This is a genomic window from Psychrobacillus sp. FSL H8-0483 (assembly GCF_038637725.1).
Classification (GTDB): Bacteria; Bacillota; Bacilli; order Bacillales_A; family Planococcaceae; genus Psychrobacillus.
Genome location: NZ_CP152052.1, coordinates 3,394,429 through 3,411,265, shown reverse-complemented (window position 1 = coordinate 3,411,265; position 16,837 = coordinate 3,394,429). Strand labels below are relative to the sequence as shown.

The 16,837-nt window shown below is 35.8% G+C and carries 21 protein-coding genes and 1 riboswitch; of the genes, 10 read left to right on the top strand and 11 right to left on the bottom strand.

Features of this window, described 5'->3' with window-relative positions:
- Positions 1–79: 79 nt before the first annotated feature.
- From MHB48_RS16670 to MHB48_RS16655, 4 genes are all read right to left on the bottom strand, one after another.
- Positions 80–226, bottom strand: coding sequence for a hypothetical protein (locus MHB48_RS16670; RefSeq protein WP_342599021.1), 147 nt, complete (start codon positions 224–226; stop codon positions 80–82).
- An 11-nt stretch (positions 227–237) separates the two neighbouring features.
- Positions 238–1,017 carry an HAD family hydrolase gene (locus MHB48_RS16665; RefSeq protein WP_342599020.1) on the bottom strand — a complete coding sequence of 260 codons (780 nt, stop codon included), beginning with the start codon at positions 1,015–1,017 and terminating at the stop codon, positions 238–240.
- 113 nt (positions 1,018–1,130) lie between these two features.
- Complete coding sequence (locus MHB48_RS16660; protein ID WP_342599019.1) at positions 1,131–1,934, bottom strand: DUF2935 domain-containing protein; 804 nt, start codon at positions 1,932–1,934, stop codon at positions 1,131–1,133.
- Between the two features lie 152 nt (positions 1,935–2,086).
- A complete protein-coding gene (locus tag MHB48_RS16655; protein WP_342599018.1) occupies positions 2,087–2,695 on the bottom strand; it encodes a DUF3298 and DUF4163 domain-containing protein in 609 nt (202 codons plus the stop codon).
- Positions 2,696–2,749: 54 nt separating this feature from the next.
- Between MHB48_RS16655 and MHB48_RS16650 the strand changes: the two genes are divergently transcribed.
- The 6 genes from MHB48_RS16650 (at position 2,750) to MHB48_RS16625 (ending at position 7,645) form a co-directional block, all read left to right on the top strand.
- A complete protein-coding gene (locus tag MHB48_RS16650) occupies positions 2,750–3,466 on the top strand; it encodes an AAA family ATPase (protein WP_342599017.1) in 717 nt (238 codons plus the stop codon).
- Positions 3,467–4,048: a VanZ family protein gene (locus MHB48_RS16645; protein ID WP_342599016.1), complete on the top strand. Its 582-nt coding sequence runs from the start codon at positions 3,467–3,469 to the stop codon at positions 4,046–4,048.
- A 54-nt stretch (positions 4,049–4,102) separates the two neighbouring features.
- Complete coding sequence (locus tag MHB48_RS16640; protein ID WP_340923351.1) at positions 4,103–4,264, top strand: Fur-regulated basic protein FbpA; 162 nt, start codon at positions 4,103–4,105, stop codon at positions 4,262–4,264.
- Between the two features lie 113 nt (positions 4,265–4,377).
- Complete coding sequence (locus MHB48_RS16635; protein WP_342599015.1) at positions 4,378–5,529, top strand: DEAD/DEAH box helicase; 1,152 nt, start codon at positions 4,378–4,380, stop codon at positions 5,527–5,529.
- Between the two features lie 3 nt (positions 5,530–5,532).
- Entirely contained in the window at positions 5,533–6,762 is a 1,230-nt protein-coding gene (locus tag MHB48_RS16630) for an aminopeptidase (protein ID WP_342599014.1), read from the top strand.
- Positions 6,763–6,775: 13 nt separating this feature from the next.
- Positions 6,776–7,645, top strand: coding sequence for an SGNH/GDSL hydrolase family protein (locus MHB48_RS16625; protein ID WP_342599013.1), 870 nt, complete (start codon positions 6,776–6,778; stop codon positions 7,643–7,645).
- A gap of 419 nt (positions 7,646–8,064) precedes the next feature.
- Here the strand turns inward: MHB48_RS16625 and MHB48_RS16620 are convergent, their stop codons facing one another.
- From MHB48_RS16620 to MHB48_RS16610, 3 genes are all read right to left on the bottom strand, one after another.
- A complete protein-coding gene (locus tag MHB48_RS16620; RefSeq protein ID WP_340923340.1) occupies positions 8,065–8,163 on the bottom strand; it encodes a hypothetical protein in 99 nt (32 codons plus the stop codon).
- 63 nt (positions 8,164–8,226) lie between these two features.
- Complete coding sequence (locus tag MHB48_RS16615; RefSeq protein ID WP_340923336.1) at positions 8,227–8,562, bottom strand: DUF4870 domain-containing protein; 336 nt, start codon at positions 8,560–8,562, stop codon at positions 8,227–8,229.
- Positions 8,563–8,618: 56 nt separating this feature from the next.
- Positions 8,619–9,683 (bottom strand): M20/M25/M40 family metallo-hydrolase, encoded by a 1,065-nt coding sequence (locus MHB48_RS16610; RefSeq protein ID WP_342599012.1) that lies wholly within the window; start codon positions 9,681–9,683, stop codon positions 8,619–8,621.
- Positions 9,684–9,786: 103 nt separating this feature from the next.
- Positions 9,787–9,878: riboswitch (TPP riboswitch) on the top strand.
- A gap of 62 nt (positions 9,879–9,940) precedes the next feature.
- Between MHB48_RS16610 and thiT the strand changes: the two genes are divergently transcribed.
- Both thiT and map read left to right on the top strand, forming a co-directional pair.
- Positions 9,941–10,522, top strand: a complete 582-nt coding sequence (thiT, locus tag MHB48_RS16605; protein ID WP_342599011.1) for an energy-coupled thiamine transporter ThiT — start codon at positions 9,941–9,943, stop codon at positions 10,520–10,522.
- Positions 10,523–10,569: 47 nt separating this feature from the next.
- Positions 10,570–11,319, top strand: a complete 750-nt coding sequence (gene map, locus MHB48_RS16600; protein WP_342599010.1) for a type I methionyl aminopeptidase — start codon at positions 10,570–10,572, stop codon at positions 11,317–11,319.
- Positions 11,320–11,340: 21 nt separating this feature from the next.
- Here map and MHB48_RS16595 read toward each other — a convergent pair whose 3' ends face one another.
- The gene (locus MHB48_RS16595; protein WP_342599009.1) at positions 11,341–12,069 is read right to left on the bottom strand and encodes a tryptophan-rich sensory protein; all 729 of its coding nucleotides are present in this window, start codon (positions 12,067–12,069) and stop codon (positions 11,341–11,343) included.
- Between the two features lie 155 nt (positions 12,070–12,224).
- On the opposite strand from MHB48_RS16595, the gene MHB48_RS16590 reads away from it, so the two are divergent.
- Both MHB48_RS16590 and MHB48_RS16585 read left to right on the top strand, forming a co-directional pair.
- On the top strand, positions 12,225–14,027 hold the full coding sequence (locus MHB48_RS16590) for a M3 family oligoendopeptidase (protein WP_342599008.1): 1,803 nt from the start codon (positions 12,225–12,227) through the stop codon (positions 14,025–14,027).
- A 6-nt stretch (positions 14,028–14,033) separates the two neighbouring features.
- A complete protein-coding gene (locus tag MHB48_RS16585) occupies positions 14,034–14,579 on the top strand; it encodes a GNAT family protein (RefSeq protein ID WP_342599007.1) in 546 nt (181 codons plus the stop codon).
- 85 nt (positions 14,580–14,664) lie between these two features.
- On the opposite strand, the gene MHB48_RS16580 is transcribed toward MHB48_RS16585, so the two are convergent.
- The 3 genes from MHB48_RS16580 to MHB48_RS16570 form a co-directional block, all read right to left on the bottom strand.
- Complete coding sequence (locus MHB48_RS16580) at positions 14,665–15,234, bottom strand: carbonic anhydrase (protein ID WP_340923316.1); 570 nt, start codon at positions 15,232–15,234, stop codon at positions 14,665–14,667.
- A 104-nt stretch (positions 15,235–15,338) separates the two neighbouring features.
- On the bottom strand, positions 15,339–16,346 hold the full coding sequence (gene mreBH, locus MHB48_RS16575) for a rod-share determining protein MreBH (RefSeq protein ID WP_342599006.1): 1,008 nt from the start codon (positions 16,344–16,346) through the stop codon (positions 15,339–15,341).
- Positions 16,347–16,606: 260 nt separating this feature from the next.
- A complete protein-coding gene (locus MHB48_RS16570; RefSeq protein ID WP_342599005.1) occupies positions 16,607–16,747 on the bottom strand; it encodes a hypothetical protein in 141 nt (46 codons plus the stop codon).
- Positions 16,748–16,837 lie beyond the last annotated feature (90 nt).

The window sequence follows — 16,837 nt, the reverse complement described above, 5'->3', positions numbered from 1 at the left end:
TTCTACACCTGCTTCAATTTATGGGCTTATTGGACAGCCCCTTCTTTTTTATAGCTCTGTTAAATTAGGCAATTGCTTTCTAGAAGAAGATATTTTGTGACGAAAATCCGCGTTTTGGAATAACCCAAAAGGAACCAGGAACATACCATTCAGAGAGTTTTTTTTCGTCCGTAATCGCATCCCAAACGGTTTCTAAGTCTTCATTTATTAACACTGTGTTAGTCACTAGTTTCCACCTTACTTAAGTAGGATTGGCAGCAATTCTCTTAAATTTTCAATTGTATAAGTAGGAATAACTTCTTCAATCACAGGTTTCTCTTCTCGGTTGATCCAAATAGATTGAATGCCTACTTTTGAAGAACCAAGAATGTCTGTCATTAAGTTATCTCCAACCATTAATACTTCTTCTGCATCCAATCCGACTATGTCTAATGCATGCTCGAAAATAGAAGGGTCTGGTTTTCCTTTACCAAATGTCCCTGAAATAATAATATGATCGAAATAGGGAGTAATCTCTGGTGTAATTTCCAGTTTGATATTTTGTAGGCTTGGTGATCCATTAGTCATTAAGAGTAGTGTATATTTCCCTTTTAATTGATCTAGCACTTCAAATGTTTCTTCATATACAAATGGGCTTTCTTTTCGCATTTGTGGGAAGTACAGTGCAAGCTCACTTCCTAAAACCGTATCATCAATGCCTAGGTTTTTTAGTCCTCTTATCCATGCTTCTCGTTGGTACTCCGAAATAATTGCTTTCATCTTCTGAAAACCTTCACCTGGATCATCAAAAGTTCCCCATAGTCCTTCAAAAGGGTTAATCCCAATCATTTGTGTAAATGGACGTGTTTCATATGTATCATACAATGCACTAGCTTCTGCACGTACGGCTTGTTCCAACTCATTTGGATCAATAGTTGCTTTTGTTGCTGCATATGCACATGTTTTTTGAAAAGCAGCCTCAACACTTTTTTTGTCCCATAATAATGTATCATCTAAATCAAAAAAAATAGCCTTCATTTTTATATGCTCCCTTCACTAACTTAACTATTACTTTACCTCAGTGAAGGGAGGCTGTCACTAGAGTTAACAGATCTCAATTAAAAAAATAGTAAATGTACTATTATACAAGTTTACTTACCTTGGTTTGATACGAGTGTCTCTTCAAACATGTCAATAATATGAATAAACCTTTCTGCTTCTCTAAAAACATGGTCGGCAAGAAGAGGATGAATATTACTTTTAATCCGACAAGCTTCTATTAGATCTCTTGCTGCTTTTTTAAAGTCTCGAAGGGATACAACGGATACTCGGTTTTGATCAAGAAATTGATCCAAAATTGGTACAGTTTCAGATTGTGGGCTCATAGAATCTAAATCGATTGCTTGAAAAACAAGCTGGTCAAAGTCTTGACTGAATTCACGAGCTTGATCGACAAGTTTTCTTTCGGAAGGGTCTAATAGGTGACCGATAAATTTTGAATGGTCTGCCATAATTCTAAGAAAGAAGACATTTTCTTTAATAATGTCGTCAGCTTCTGGTTCTAACTTTCCTGCATTTAACTCTTTTAATCGGTTTACAAAATAAGCAGCTTCTCTACTTGTATGATCTACTAATAAGGCATAGTTATTTGATTGAATTTCACACCGTAAAATTAGTCCTAGCACTTTTCTTTTATAGGCCCATATCGCCGTAGCAGCTTGATATACTTGAACATTAAATCTTTTTATTTCCTCGGGATCTGATTGAAGGGAATAAGTACTTAATTTTTCTTCAATTTTCTCAAATAAAGTAACAAAACCTAGTGCTTCTTGAATGAGTTTTTTGTCATCGAAACTAAAACCAAGACTTAAAAACAATGCATGTTCTTTCATAATCCTGGACCAAAAACGAATCTCATCCAATGACCTTGCCACAAATAGATTGACTGAAATCACTCCTTTATTCTACAGTATTCGACTAGGAGAGTATAAATGATAAAGAATAAATTTTATTTACTAAAAGGATCTGCCCGAGGAGACTTGGCAGTTCGTTCGCGGAAAGCGAGCGGATTTTCGTACATAACAACTTGATCGTTTAACAGAACCTACTAAAAAGGAAGCATCTTTTTTAGAGGCCCGTCCTGTCGAATGATATGCTCGATGTCTTTAATCGCAATCGGAAAATAAGGGAATCCATATACATAAGGAGTCCATTCATATAATTGAAAATAAATAATGAGGCTATGATCCGCAATGTAAAAATCTTGGTCTGGACGTATACCGGTAAACTCTATTAATAGGGGGACATCCCACTCTACTATTTTCTTAGAAATAATTTTAGACAAGACATCAACGTAGTTACTACTTGGTTTAAATAAATCTTTTAAGGCATATTGCTTTCCGGTAGTTACATCAAATGTTAAAGATTGAATGATTGTTAAACCATGAGCCCCCCCACTAAAAGAATAGACGGTTAATGTTAAACTTAATATTCCTCTTTCATTTGTCTTCACTTCATAGTTTCCTATTATCTCCACTAAGTTCTCATTGTAGAGGCCTTGTTCTATTAGCATTTTATTTAGATGTGTAATAATATCTCCATTAATCTTTTTTTCTATTGCCGGATAAGGTAAGTTAGTTACTATAGGATAAAGAACATTTAATTTAGGTGAGGATTTTTGGATTCGCTTTGTTTCCAATCGAACGGGGAGATCCATGGTTCACAACCTTTCATAGTCAATAGTAGATAGTATGAGTGGGGGGGGATTCATATGTTTTTGAAAAAAATAACGCTTTTAAGAAACGAGTCGGATATAGAGGACGAGTATCCTTTTACAATACCGACAATTAATAAATTAACTGAGCTTGAATTAACCAATCGTGTCACGTTCTTAGTAGGAGAAAATGGGACAGGCAAGTCAACCTTATTAGAAGGAATTGCAGATAATTGTGAGTTCAATACAGCAGGTGGAAGTAGAAACAATTTATATGAAGTAGATGCTTCCGAAAGTGCACTTGGAAAACATCTTCGTTTATCCTGGATGCCAAAGGTGACAAATGGTTTCTTTTTACGAGCAGAAACATTTTATCAATTTGCATCACATGTTGATGATAGTGAGAGCACCCGACATTATGGTGGAAAATCGCTTCATGAACAATCGCACGGGGAATCCTTTTTATCCTTATTTTTAAATCGCTTTAATGGGCGGGCTATCTATTTACTCGATGAGCCAGAAGCTGCACTTTCTCCTCAAAGGCAACTATCTTTTCTGCGCATTATGCATGATTTAGTAAAAGAAGAGGATTGCCAGTTTATAATTGCAACACACTCACCAATTATTTTAGGCTACCCCAATGCGACAATCCTTAGTTTTGACAATGGCGAAATTGAGGAATTGGAGTATGAAATGACCGGTCATTATCAAATTACAAAGTATTTTCTTGATCATCGAGAAAAATTCTTACAAGAATTATTGGAAGGTGAATAAATGCATGTAATTATCAACTATTTGGATGACATGTTCTTTTTTATTTGTCTAGCACTTCCGATCCTTATTATTTGGCGTCTAATCCGTTGGAAAAAGAGAGGGTTTCAGCTGAAAGAAGGCTTGCATGAGTTAGGCATACTTATTCTAATATCTATATTCATCGGATTATTTTCTCAAACTATTATTCCTAAACCTGGTGCTGCTAAAGTGTTTGGAACGGGTTTAAATTTAGAGTTATTCCGAGTTGTAAAAGAAACGTATAATGCAATTGTTTATTTAGGGTTTTGGCAGCCTTTTTATATTAACTTTCTTGGTAATATCCTGCTTTTTATACCAATAGGTTTCTTATTGCCGTTGCTCTTTAAAAGAATGGAGTTTTTTCCGAATACCGTAATCATTGGATTAGGTACTTCATTCTTCATTGAAATTGTTCAGCTTCCTCAAAATAGAAGTAGTGATGTGGATGATCTTTGGTTAAATACACTTGGTGCTTTGGTGGGGTATTTATTGTATTTATTCATTCGAAAACGTTTTCCTGGTTTCTGCATGGCTTTTAAAAAAGTAGAAAAGTCTAGTTTATAATTTCCGACATTGGGTAAACATATAGTGGAATAACAATGTAAGGAGACAGCTAGAATGATGATATACAAAGATTCGAAAACGGAACAAAGACGAGATGATATGATAGAAGACCTTGTAAATAAAGGTGTATTTAAAATTGATGGAAGACAATTATATGAACTAAATTTTTATGAATTAATGAAGGAATATACAACTGAAGAAAAACAAACAAACTAGTGCCTTTTGTTTAAGGTACTTTTTTTAGTATTTTCTATCAATTTTGTATATGTAATGGTCGATAAGAAAAATGTGGTACACTTGACTCAAACACAGATGAGGTGGAAAATAACTTGACTTTTATACAAAATTTAAATGAAACACTACAAGAGAAATGGGCGAAAGCAAATTTTGCTTTTGAAATGCCAATTCAATCTAAATTAATCCCACATATGCTAGATGGTTCAGATATAGTAGCAGAATCACCAACTGGAACAGGAAAAACACTTGCTTATGTTCTACCATTGTTGCAGAAAGTTGACCCTACTAAAAAGCAAACACAAGCATTAGTTATTGTTCCTTCGCAAGAACTTGGGATGCAAATCGTAGAAGTATTTCGGGATTGGGTATCAGGTACTGATATTACCGTTGCACAGTTAATTGGTGGAGCAAATATTAACAGACAAATAGAAGTGCTGAAAAAGAAACCTACAATTGTTGTGGGAACTCCAGGGCGATTACAAGAGCTTGTAAAAGTTAAAAAAATTAAAATGCACGAGATTAACATAGTTGTTTTAGATGAAGGAGATCAGCTGTTAAGCAGAGAACATCGTACGACTGTAAAAGGATTAATCGACGCTACTGTTGAAAGACAGCTTGTTGTTGTATCTGCTACGATTACGGAGGAAATTGAGTTAGTTGCTGAAAGAATGATGAAAAATCCTGTGCGTATTCAAGTATCGGCCGAAGATATTCCTATGAAAGGTAAAGTTATTCATAGTTTTGTGAAAACTGAACCACGGGATAAAACGGAGCTCTTAAGAAGACTTTCCCATCTGGAAGGAATGAAAGGGCTAGCTTTTGTAAATAGTCTGGATCAGCTATTAATGAAGGATTCGAAACTTGCTTATCGAAATGCTCCAATTGTATCTCTTCATTCTGAAATGAAGAAAGAAGAGCGTAAACAGGCATTAGACGATTTCAAAAATGGAAAAGTGAGTATACTAATTGCTACAGATGTTGCTGCAAGAGGACTAGATATTTCGGGTTTAACACATGTCATCCATGTAGACGTACCTCATTCCATTGAGCCATATTTACACCGTTCTGGGCGAACAGGTCGTGCTGGAAAAGATGGTGAAGTATTAACGTTATTAACCTATTCAGATGAAAAAACATATAAAAAATGGACGAAAGAGCTTCCAAGTAAGCCAGTTCAGAAAGTTTGGTATCGAGGAGAATTGATCGAAGGATCTTCGAAAACGATTGATAAAAAGGGGAAATAAAGCATGGATTTTCAACAAAAGCTAGAGGAATATGCAGAATTAATTGTGAAGGTTGGCTTAAATATACAAAAGAATCAACCACTCTTAATTAATACAACAACGGATACAATTGACTTTACAAGACTTATTGTAAAGAAAGCGTACGAAGCAGGGGCAAAACGAGTGGATGTAAATTATACAGATGAAGTAAACGCTCGTTTGTTTTACGACTTAGCTCCAGATGAAGCGTTTCATGAATTTCCAAAATGGTCTGCTGTACAACGTGACGAGCTAATTGAAAATAAGGGTGCTTTATTATGGATTGATGCGGACAATCCAGATTTACTAGAGGGAGTTGCAATCGACCGCATTTCTAACTTTCAAAAAGCAAGTGGTAAAGCATTGGAAGGGTATCGCAAAGCAGTGATGAATGATGTTATTACATGGTCAATTGTTGCAATGCCTTCAGAGAAATGGGCAGCAAAGGTATTCCCTCATTTAGAAGGTGAATATCAAATGCAAGCACTGTGGGACCTCATTTTCCAAGTAGTAAGAATTGGAGAAGGTACAGCAGTTCAAAAATGGAAAGAGCATATTGATCATTTAGAAAGTCGAGCTGCTCTTTTAAATGCTAAACGATTTAAAAAGCTACACTATACAGCAGAGGGTACGGATATTCAAGTAGAGTTGCCTAAAGAACATATATGGCTTTCTGGAGCTAGTAAAAATGCTCAATCTGTTCCTTTCGTAGCAAATATGCCAACAGAAGAGGTATATACTGCACCACTTAAATCAGGGGTAAATGGCTATGTAAAGAATACAAAGCCATTAGTATATCAAGGAAATGTGATTGACGACTTTACCTTAACATTTGAAGATGGTGCGATAACTAAAGTACAAGCTGCTACTGGTGAGAAACTGCTACAAGAATTGATTCAAACAGACGATGGAGCAAAATATTTAGGGGAAATTGCATTAGTTCCTCATGAATCACCGATTTCTGCATCCAACGTATTATTCTTTAACACGTTATTTGATGAAAATGCATCTAACCATTTTGCTATAGGTGAAGCTTATCCTACATGTGTAGAAGGTGCTCGTGGTTTATCTCATACAGAACTTGAACAACTAGGTATCAATACATCGATTGTACATGAAGATTTTATGATTGGTAGTGCTCTCATGGATATAATGGGTGAATTAGAAGACGGAACAATAGAGCCTATATTTTGTAAAGGTGCATGGGCATTTTAAGGAGTTGATCTGCATGAAGAAGTGGATTGTCTTACTGGTTATCTCGTTGCTGCCATTTACAACTATGTCAGCAGAAGCAAAAGGGAAGGAAGTATATATTGCGCTTGGAGATTCATTAGCAGCAGGGCAAACGCCTTATCGTGCGATTGATGCTGGTTATACGGATTTAATTGCGCAAGAATTGACTCGCTCTAATCAGCTTGCTCTCTATTCGAAAGCATTAGCATTTCCCGGTTATACAACTGCAGATGTGCTATCAACTGTTCGGACGAAAGAAGCGAAAGAATTATTGAAAAATGCAACGCTTGTAACCATTTCTGTTGGTGCCAATGATTTACTTCGACTTGTACAAGTGAATCCATCAAACGGTTCAGTTGCCTATCAAAAAGTTCCTGTAGATTTTGCATTGAATAGCGCTAGAAAAAATGTAGAAGAAATCATTAAGGAAGTAAAAGTAATAGCACCGAAAGCCAAAGTCTATGTAATGGGCTATTATTTTGCTTATCCACATGTTCACGAGTCCCAACAGGAAGGCGTGCGTAAAGAGTTAGACACATTGCATACTATTTTAAAAGCGGAAGCAGAAGCAAATGGTGCGACTTTTATATCCGTTGCAGAGATATTTGAAGCTCAAGCAAAAGAATTGTTACCAAATGCTGCTGATGTTCATCCTTCATTGGAAGGTTACCGTCTGATGGCAAATGCATTCTTTTCACAATACAATAAAGGCTTACAAGTCTATCCATATGAATTACCAGCTCCAAATCCTTTAACATTTGAGCAACTAATAAACAAAGAAAAAAAGGACTCTAAATCTCCAGTTTCGAAGATTGAAGGCCTTGATCACTATTTATCATTAACCGAATTAAAAGCATATATCTAAGCAAAAAAGCTGTCTTCAATAAACCGAAGACAGCTTTTTTATTGATTGAATAAGAACTCCAATGGATTACATTGGAAGCAGAGTATTAGTCTGTTAGGACCTTTCGGTAATGAAGTGGAAGAGTCTGCACTAAGCATTCCCGAAACCATTAGAACAAGTTGCTCCGAAAAACCCTCTAATAAGTTGATAACTGAGTTAATTTTATAAATAGTACTTTGTCATTCAATTACGAACATTTATTACTTTGTTGATTGAAGCGGCAGGCGGCGACTCCAGCGGGATGAGTGAGACAGATAAGACATCACAAACGACGCATAGCGGCGGTGATGGCTTATCGCTCACCCCGCGGAAAGCGTCCGCCTATAGCGGAAATCAACTATACTTTATTCCGTGTAAGATACATATTGATTAGCGCTTTTTTATTTTACCGTTTTTTTAGATTTTAATACTTTACGAACGATCGGATACACAATTGGTGCCCATTTAATCGCAATTTTAACTAAGTTTTTTACTTTCATTGCTATCGCTCCTCGTTTAAATCTCTATATTATTTTATTCCCTCAATTACATATGAATAAACATTATCGTAACACTTTAATGCCTTGAATAATGTTCCATATGAGAATGATTATATAAACAATCATATACAAGAAAATAAATAATATCGGTGCGGATACTGTCCATAATGAAGGTTCTTCATACGGTAGAGCATTAAATAATGGGAAAAAGTTTGCAAATATACTTATAAATAAAATAATAAGGAGAATAACTGGGACAACATGTGAGATTAATGACTTTTTCGCATGATACTTTACTTCTTTTTCTTGTGTAATAAAATAAACAATGATGGGAAGTATAAATGGCGCAAATAGTACACTAAAATAAGATAGTGCGCTTAGTAATTTGTTGTTATTCATTCAAATAAATCTCCTTTCTAGCTTGTGATTTACTATATATACGGGCATTGATAGTTTCATGCTAACGCAAAAGAAACTAAGATGTTCTTATATTTTTCCACTGAAGAAATAGACACATATTCATTTTCTCCATGCCAATCTGCTCCGCTTGGTCCAAACTCAATTGCACCAGCACCTTGCTCTGCATAGAAACGAGTATCCGCTGAACCATGCTGCCCAAATAGATTAGTAGGTCTGTCCATAATTTTAGAAGTAATGCCTTGTAGCTTTTCTACATAGCTATTATTATCCTCTGTCGTTACTGCAGGAGCAGTAGAATGAATAACCACTTCACTTTCAAAAAAATGATTAGCAGCATTTTGTATCTCATCAATAATAGCATCTTGATTTTGTCCTGGAACATAGCGAATGTCATAGCTTAGTACACATTTATCTGGAACAACATTATAACGGTCTCCTGCATGTATTTTTGCCAAATTTAGTGAGGGATAATCATAAAACGCACTACTTGCCGTTAAAAAGGATAGTTTTCGCATTTCTTGATCAAATGCAAATGCTTTTTCAATTGCATTGACCCCTTCCCAAGGACGACTTCCATGACTGGATTTTCCTTTAAGCACGATATCTAATTGTATAATCCCTTTTGCTTGAAGTCCGATATGTAAATGCGTAGGCTCTCCGCAAATAACAAAATTACCGTTATAACCTTTGCTTACTAGATAGTGAGAAGTATTTCCGCCTGTTTCTTCATCTGTTACTAGATGAAGTTGAATTTTTTTGGATAACTTCAGAGGATTTTTGGAGAGCTCATAAAATGCATCCATCATAGCAGCTACCCCAGCTTTCATATCTGCAGAGCCACGTCCATATAAATAATCTCCCTCTACATATGGTTGAAATTGTGTTGGATTTCCAGGGACTACATCCACATGACCATTCCAAACGATACATTCGTCACCGCTTCCTATCTCCGCAATAAGCATAAGCTGAGATTCATGCTCATATATTATTGGAACGATTTCTCTTTCCTCGAGCCATGCTTTACAAAATAATAGTGCTTCGTTTGCTCCTTGTACGTCGTCACTCTTTATGCGAATTAGATTTTTCAATAAGTTAATCATTCCAAACACCCCTTATATTAAATTCCCAATATTATTACAATGATAACATAAGGGGTTGCATTGCTTACTTCATTCAGCTACAATGAACTCGAACTAAATAATTCATAACCACAAGGGGCGTCGCTTAAGCGGCTGAGATAGTACCCTTAGAACCTGTAAGTTCATGCTTGCGTAGGGATGTGGATGGAAACTGACAATCGCGCGATGTCTGGGTCTATCCCGGTGTCGTTTTTTTGTGGTCAAAAAAGGAGATTACAATGAAAAATCAACGTGTATTGTTATTGGTGGAAATAGCTATTTTTGCAGCACTTGGATATGTATTAGATATGTTAGGATTTGGAATGCCACAAGGTGGGACTGTTACCTTTGTACTTGTTCCAGTTATATTAATAGCTTTTCGTCGTGGAATAGTAGCTGGCCTTATTACTGGTTTTTTAATTGGATTACTACAAGTAGTTACAGGGCGTTTTTATGCTGCACCGTTGTCATTTGAAATCGTTATTATACAAGTAGCAATTGACTACTTTATTGCATTTATGGTAGCAGGATTTGCTGGATTATTAAGACCTGCATTTATGAAAGCGTTTGAACAGAAGGATAAGATGAAGATGGCTACTGCTGTAATTACTGGGGCATTCATTGCAGCATTTCTTCGTTACCTTGCACATGTACTTTCTGGAATACTGTTCTTTGGAGAATTTGCTGGTGATCAAAATGTAATTTTATATTCGCTAATATATAATTCTACCTATATGATTCCAGTATTTTTACTGGCGGCATTTATCTGTGTGATTTTGTTTGTAAAAGCTCCACGCCTTGTACTGCCGAATAAAGCATAAATATGATATGATTATTGTACAGTTAAGTGAAGAAGGGATCTTATAAGATGATTGTACAAACAAATGAAGAGTTAGAGGCGTTAAAAAAAATAGGGCGTATTGTTGCGGAAGTTCGAGACGTAATGAAAGCTGCAACTAAACCTGGTATCACAACTAAAGAAATCGATGAAATCGGTGGCAAGCTCTTCAAAGAAAATGGCGCGATTTCAGGACCTATGGGAGAATATGATTTCCCAGGATATACTTGTATTAGTGTGAACGAAGAAGTGGCACATGGTATTCCAGGTTCACGTGTTATTAAAGAAGGCGATATGGTTAATATTGATGTATCAGGTTCTTTGGATGGGTATTTTGCAGATACAGGTATTTCTTTTGTCGTTGGAGAAGGTTATCCGGAAAAAGAAAAATTATGTGCAGTAGCAGAGAGTGCATTTAATCGTGCGATGTTAAAAGTAAAAGCAGGTGCCCGTTTAAATCAAATCGGGAAAGCTGTTGCAAGAGAAGCGAAGGATAATGGTTTGCATGTAATCATGAATCTAACTGGTCATGGAATTGGGAAATCCCTACATGAAGCACCTCAGCATGTTTTGAATTACTACGATGCTTGGGATCCGACGATTTTAAAAGAGGGCATGGTACTTGCAGTAGAGCCTTTTATCTCTGAAAAAGCAGAGCATATTGTCGAATCGGGAGATGGCTGGACATTTGTAACACCAGATAAATCATTAGTTGCGCAAATTGAGCACACGATTATCGTTACAAAAGAAGCTCCGATTTTATTAACAAAATTAGATTAAATAGAAAAACGCCTTCGAACTTTAACGTTTCGAAGGCGTTTTTTTGATAACTAATATTCCTACTAGGAGTACACTACTTAAGAATAAAGAAGCCGATGTAATTAATAAATCATCAAATTTGTGACGAGCAGCAATTCCAATAAAAGCCCAGATGAAAACGAGGACAATAGCCCGATCATTGTAATGATAGCGGAAATGAAGAGCGATGGCTGTAGCTATGGTCATGAAAATAACAACCCATAGTGATGTCGTCATTCCAAATCCACCAAACTCATAATAGGTTAAAACAAAGTCAAGATTGGTAATTGTAGCAACAAAAGTCCAACCTAAGTAAATAGAAATAGGTACTCTACTCTTCCAGTTTTCTTCTTCTGTAGAATAAGTCATATAAAGAATAAAAAAAGTCCAAAGTAAGGCAATGATCGTAATGAGAGAATAACTAAATAGTTCATAATGCCAGAAAAAGATCCACGCAATATTAAAAATACAACTAGCAACGAATAATAACACGCGATTCCATGGAATTTTGGACGTAATTCTATACTCACGAATGACATTCCATAACCAAAATGCTAATAAGATATAGATAAGAATCAAAATGGAAAATGCATAATTAGCTGGCGTGAATAATGCAGGTATTCTATTTGATATAGCCTCAGAGGTTTGATTGTTTATAGGAAGTGTGTCTGCGAGTATATTCACAGTAACAGTAGAGATAAAACTGAAAATCAAAAGTATGATCTTTACCATGGATTCCCCTCCTTCTATTTAATAAGTATACCTTTGAAATATCCCTACTACAAATGACAATTATGAATGTTATGTGACTAAAAACAGAATAATTCTAATTATACAAAACATGATATAATAGACTTCTAAACTATCTTTATAGGAGGAATATCCACATGCTTGAACAAGCTTATCCACTAGTATGGGACTTAGACCGTTTTTTCAAAGGAGGGAGTAGTTCACCTGCCCTTCGCACACATTTAGATGAAGTGAAAGCTAAATTGACTGCTTTCGAAAGTATACTACAAGAACTCTCTGTACCAACTTCCGTAAAAGATGTACACCAAATTGAAAATATAATAAACGAAGTGAAGGATATTGCGTTGAATTTGTCTGAAGGAGGAGCAGTAATTGGCTGTTTCTTGGCTCAAGATACAACGGATAAAAAAGCTGCATTACTGCAAGGAGAAGTTGGTTCCATGTATGCAAAATTTTCTTCCCAAATGCTTGTTATTCAACAAGTCTTTAGTAAGACGGAAGAAACAATATGGCAAGAATTACTGCAAACAGAAGAACTCTCGGCATTTGCTTTTGTATTAAATGAATGGAGAGAAGAAGCAAAGAAAATGCTTTCAGAAAAAGAAGAAGATATGATTACTACACTTGGTGTGGATGGCTATCACGCTTGGGGTCAACTATATGATTTACTTGTTGGTGATATTCGTATCAAATTAACGATTGATGGAGAAAAGAAAGAGCTTTCTGTTGGTCAAGCAAATAACTTAAGCTCTCATGAAGATGCAACAATTCGCCAGGAATCTTTCGAAGCGTTAGAAGCTGCATGGACTGAAAAAGAGGAGTTCTTTGCAAAAACGCTAAATCACTTAGCCGGTTTCCGATTAGCTATTTATGAAAAAAGAGGTTGGGATTCTGTCTTACAAGAACCACTTCAAATAAACCGTATGAAACAAGAAACACTGGATGCAATGTGGGGAGCTATTTCCAAAAATAAAGGACCATTTGTCGAATATTTAAATAAAAAATCGGCTATGCTAGGCGAGGATGGTATGCATTGGTATGACTTAGATGCGCCAGTGAGTGCGTCAACAGAGAAGATGGACTTCCAACAAGGAGCAGCGTTTATTTTAAAGCATTTTAAAGAATTTGGTCCTAAGCTAGAAGCGTTCTCAAGAAATGCATTTGAACAAGGCTGGATAGAAGCTGAAGATCGTCCGAATAAACGTCCAGGAGGATTTTGTACGGATATGCCGGCATCAGAAGAGTCACGTATCTTCATGACGTATAGTGGATCTATGTCCAATGTTTCTACACTAGCTCATGAATTAGGACATGCTTTCCATTCATATGCTTTAAGACCGGTACACTGGATGAACCGTCAGTACGCTATGGGTGTTGCCGAAACAGCTTCTACATTTGCTGAGATGATTGTAGCTGACGCAGCAGTAAAAGAAGCGAAGTCAAATGATGAGAAAATTGCTCTTCTAGAAGATAAAATTCAGCGAAGTGTTGCGTTTTTCATGAACATCCATGCACGTTTTCTATTTGAAACTAGATTTTACGAAGAACGTAAGAATGGAATAGTTTCTGCAGCGAGATTAAATGAATTAATGGAAACTGCTCAAAAAGAGGCATATGGTGATGCTTTAATAACAACGCATCCTCATTTTTGGGCATCTAAATTGCACTTCTATATTACGGAAGTTCCTTTCTATAACTTCCCATATACATTTGGGTATTTATTCTCCTTAAGCATTTATGCGAAAGCAATCAATGAAGGAACTAATTTTGAAGAAAAATATATTGCTTTACTACAAGATACAGCAGTTATGACCGTAGAAGATTTGGCCATGAAGCATTTAGAAGAAGATATTACGAAAGAAGCGTTTTGGATAAAAGGAATTGACCTTTGCATTCAGGATGTGAATGAGTTTATGCAATTAACTAATGCAAAAGGGTGAAGGTGTTTGATTTATTTAGAAGGGGATACTTGTTATTTACGGACATTAAACATAAAAGATGCACCAAGCCTTGCAAATATTGTGTATCGAAATAAGATGTATTGGTCCATCTTTGAACCATTACATCGGGATGATTATTATACGACAACTGTTCAACGAGAAAAAATCAGAGAATCTCTTATGCTCATGGAAGAGAAAAGAGAGTTTAGCTTTGGTATCTTTGAGCATAAGACAGATCAAATAATCGGCAATATTTCTTTATATAGTTTAAAGCGAATGCCATTTTCCAGCGGTCTTATTGGATATTCAATGGATCAACAATTTGTAGGGAAAGGTATTGCATCAGAGGCGGTTCATCTAGTTAAAGCGTTTGGATTTGAACATGTCCATTTAAATCGAATAGAGGCGTATGTATCTCCACGAAATTTCGGTTCTATTAAAGTATTAGAGAAGAATAGCTTTCTACGTGAAGGTTTGCTTCGAAGTCTCTTATTTATTAACGGCAAATGGGAAGATCACTATATGTACGCTTCCATAAGTGAAGACCATTGAAAGGGTAAGAGTATTTATAAAAAAATAAAAAGTTGGTTATTCAGTGATGAATAGCCAACTTTTTGTCAATTTCCCGGGAAATACTTTACTTTTTGTCGATATTTCCATCTGTCACTAAGTCCAAACGACCCGTATTAGGGTCAATAATTAATCCATGAACATGAACATCTGGAATCATAAGTGGGTGATTTCGAATCATGTCTACGCTATGTAAAACGCTTTTTTCGACATCTGAAAAGCCTTCAAGCCATTCTTCGACGTTGACACCAGAATACTTCATAATATCAAAAATTCGAGGGTCTACACCTCGTGCAGTCATCTTCTCCAAGATTTTATCTGTTTGAATTGAACTCATACCACAATCATGATGTCCTATTACATAAATTTCATCGGCTTGAAGTTCATAGACCGCAACGATTAAACTACGCATAATACCTCCAAATGGATGATTAATAACAGCACCAGCACTTTTCACAATTTTTACATCGCCGTTTTTAAAATTCATCGATTTTGGAAGCATTTCAACAAGTCGAGTATCCATGCATGTGAGAATAACTATACGCTTATCAGGAAACTTGGTAGTTAAATAAGGAGCATAAAGTTTATTTTTTACAAATGATTCATTGTAAGATAATATTTCATTTAAATTAGGCAAAGAAATTCCCCTTTCATTTTCTATATATTATTTTATATGAAATAAAAGAGGATTTCCTCTTTTAAATAATGTGTTAAGTAAAATTGATTATTCACTCTTTTTCATTACTTAGTTATTTTTTGCTTACGTCCAGTAATAAATTGTGACTTACCAGTTCCAATTGCAACAGATTGTAAAGGTTCAGGTGCAAGATGAACAGGTACCTCAATAACATTCGTAAGCCACACTTCAAAATCTTTCAAAAGTGCTCCGCCACCTGTTAAGACAACTCCATGATCTACAATATCTCCAGAAAGCTCCGGGGGACATATTTCAAGTGTTGCACGAATAGCTTCGAGAATAGTTTCTAGAGATTCTTTCAACACCACTTGAATTTGTGTAGAAGAAAGACTAATCGTTTTAGGTAAGCCTGTCACAAGATCTCTTCCTCGGATCTCCATATGTTCTACTTCATGTGGTACCAAAGCATGACCTATCGTTTTCTTAATTAATTCTGCAGTAGGTTCGCCTATTATGACATTATACTCTTTGCGAACAAAATGAATAATGCCTTCATCCATTCGATCACCCGCAGCTTTTACAGTATTGGAAGCAACTACACCACCAAACGAGATAATCCCAACTTCCGTAGTACCACCGCCGATATCTATAATCATACTTGCCACTGGCTCATTAACTGGTAGTCCAGCACCAATTGCTGCCGCAACGGGCTCTTCCATTAGATATACTTCTTTTGCTCCACTTTGGCGAACAGCATCCTGAATTGCTCGACGTTCCACTGATGTTGCACCAGAAGGAGTACATACAACCACTGTTGGTTTTCGAAGTGCTGTACCGAGTTTTTTACTAGCTTTCTGCATGATTAGTTTCAATAGTTGTGTAGTAATATCAAAATCAGCAATTACCCCATCCTTTAAAGGGCGAATAACTTCGATTGAAGTAGGGGTTTTACCTATCATTTTTTTCGCTTCTTCACCGAAAGCAATAATTTCTCTTGTCTTGGTATTTACTGCTACTACTGTTGGTTCATCTATAAGTAATCCTTTGTTTTTAGTATAGACTAATGTATTTGCTGTTCCTAAATCTATTCCTATATGTGAGTTTGAAAACATTTTTGTCTTCCTCCATTCCAATGATACAAAGTAAGTATAATAGAAAAATCTCCACTTGCCATATGTAACATAATGGAACTTTACGTATGTTTCAGGCTAATACAGTTAAATATTCTCAAGAATAACTCGATAAATGATCCAATAGTACCTGCTCGTAATCTTTTTGAAATACTTTTGTTCCATAAATGAAAGGAAAAAGAGATGTCATGACAAATAACTGAAAATAAAAAAACAACCGCAAAATTTGCGGTTGCCTTGAATTAATATTTTTCAGATGGTTTTTGATCAATAATAATTGAATCATGTGTATTCATTGGTTTAGCAAAGTAATGCATAATGACATAACCAACAATACCCAAACATGCTGTAAAACCAAGAACTGTAACTAAAAATAAGCCCATTATCATACACCTCACTTGATATGCTACTGTTATTATAGCTTAATCTAAGTAGAAAAGTAAGTAGAAAAATTTAGAATCTCTTAAGTTAGA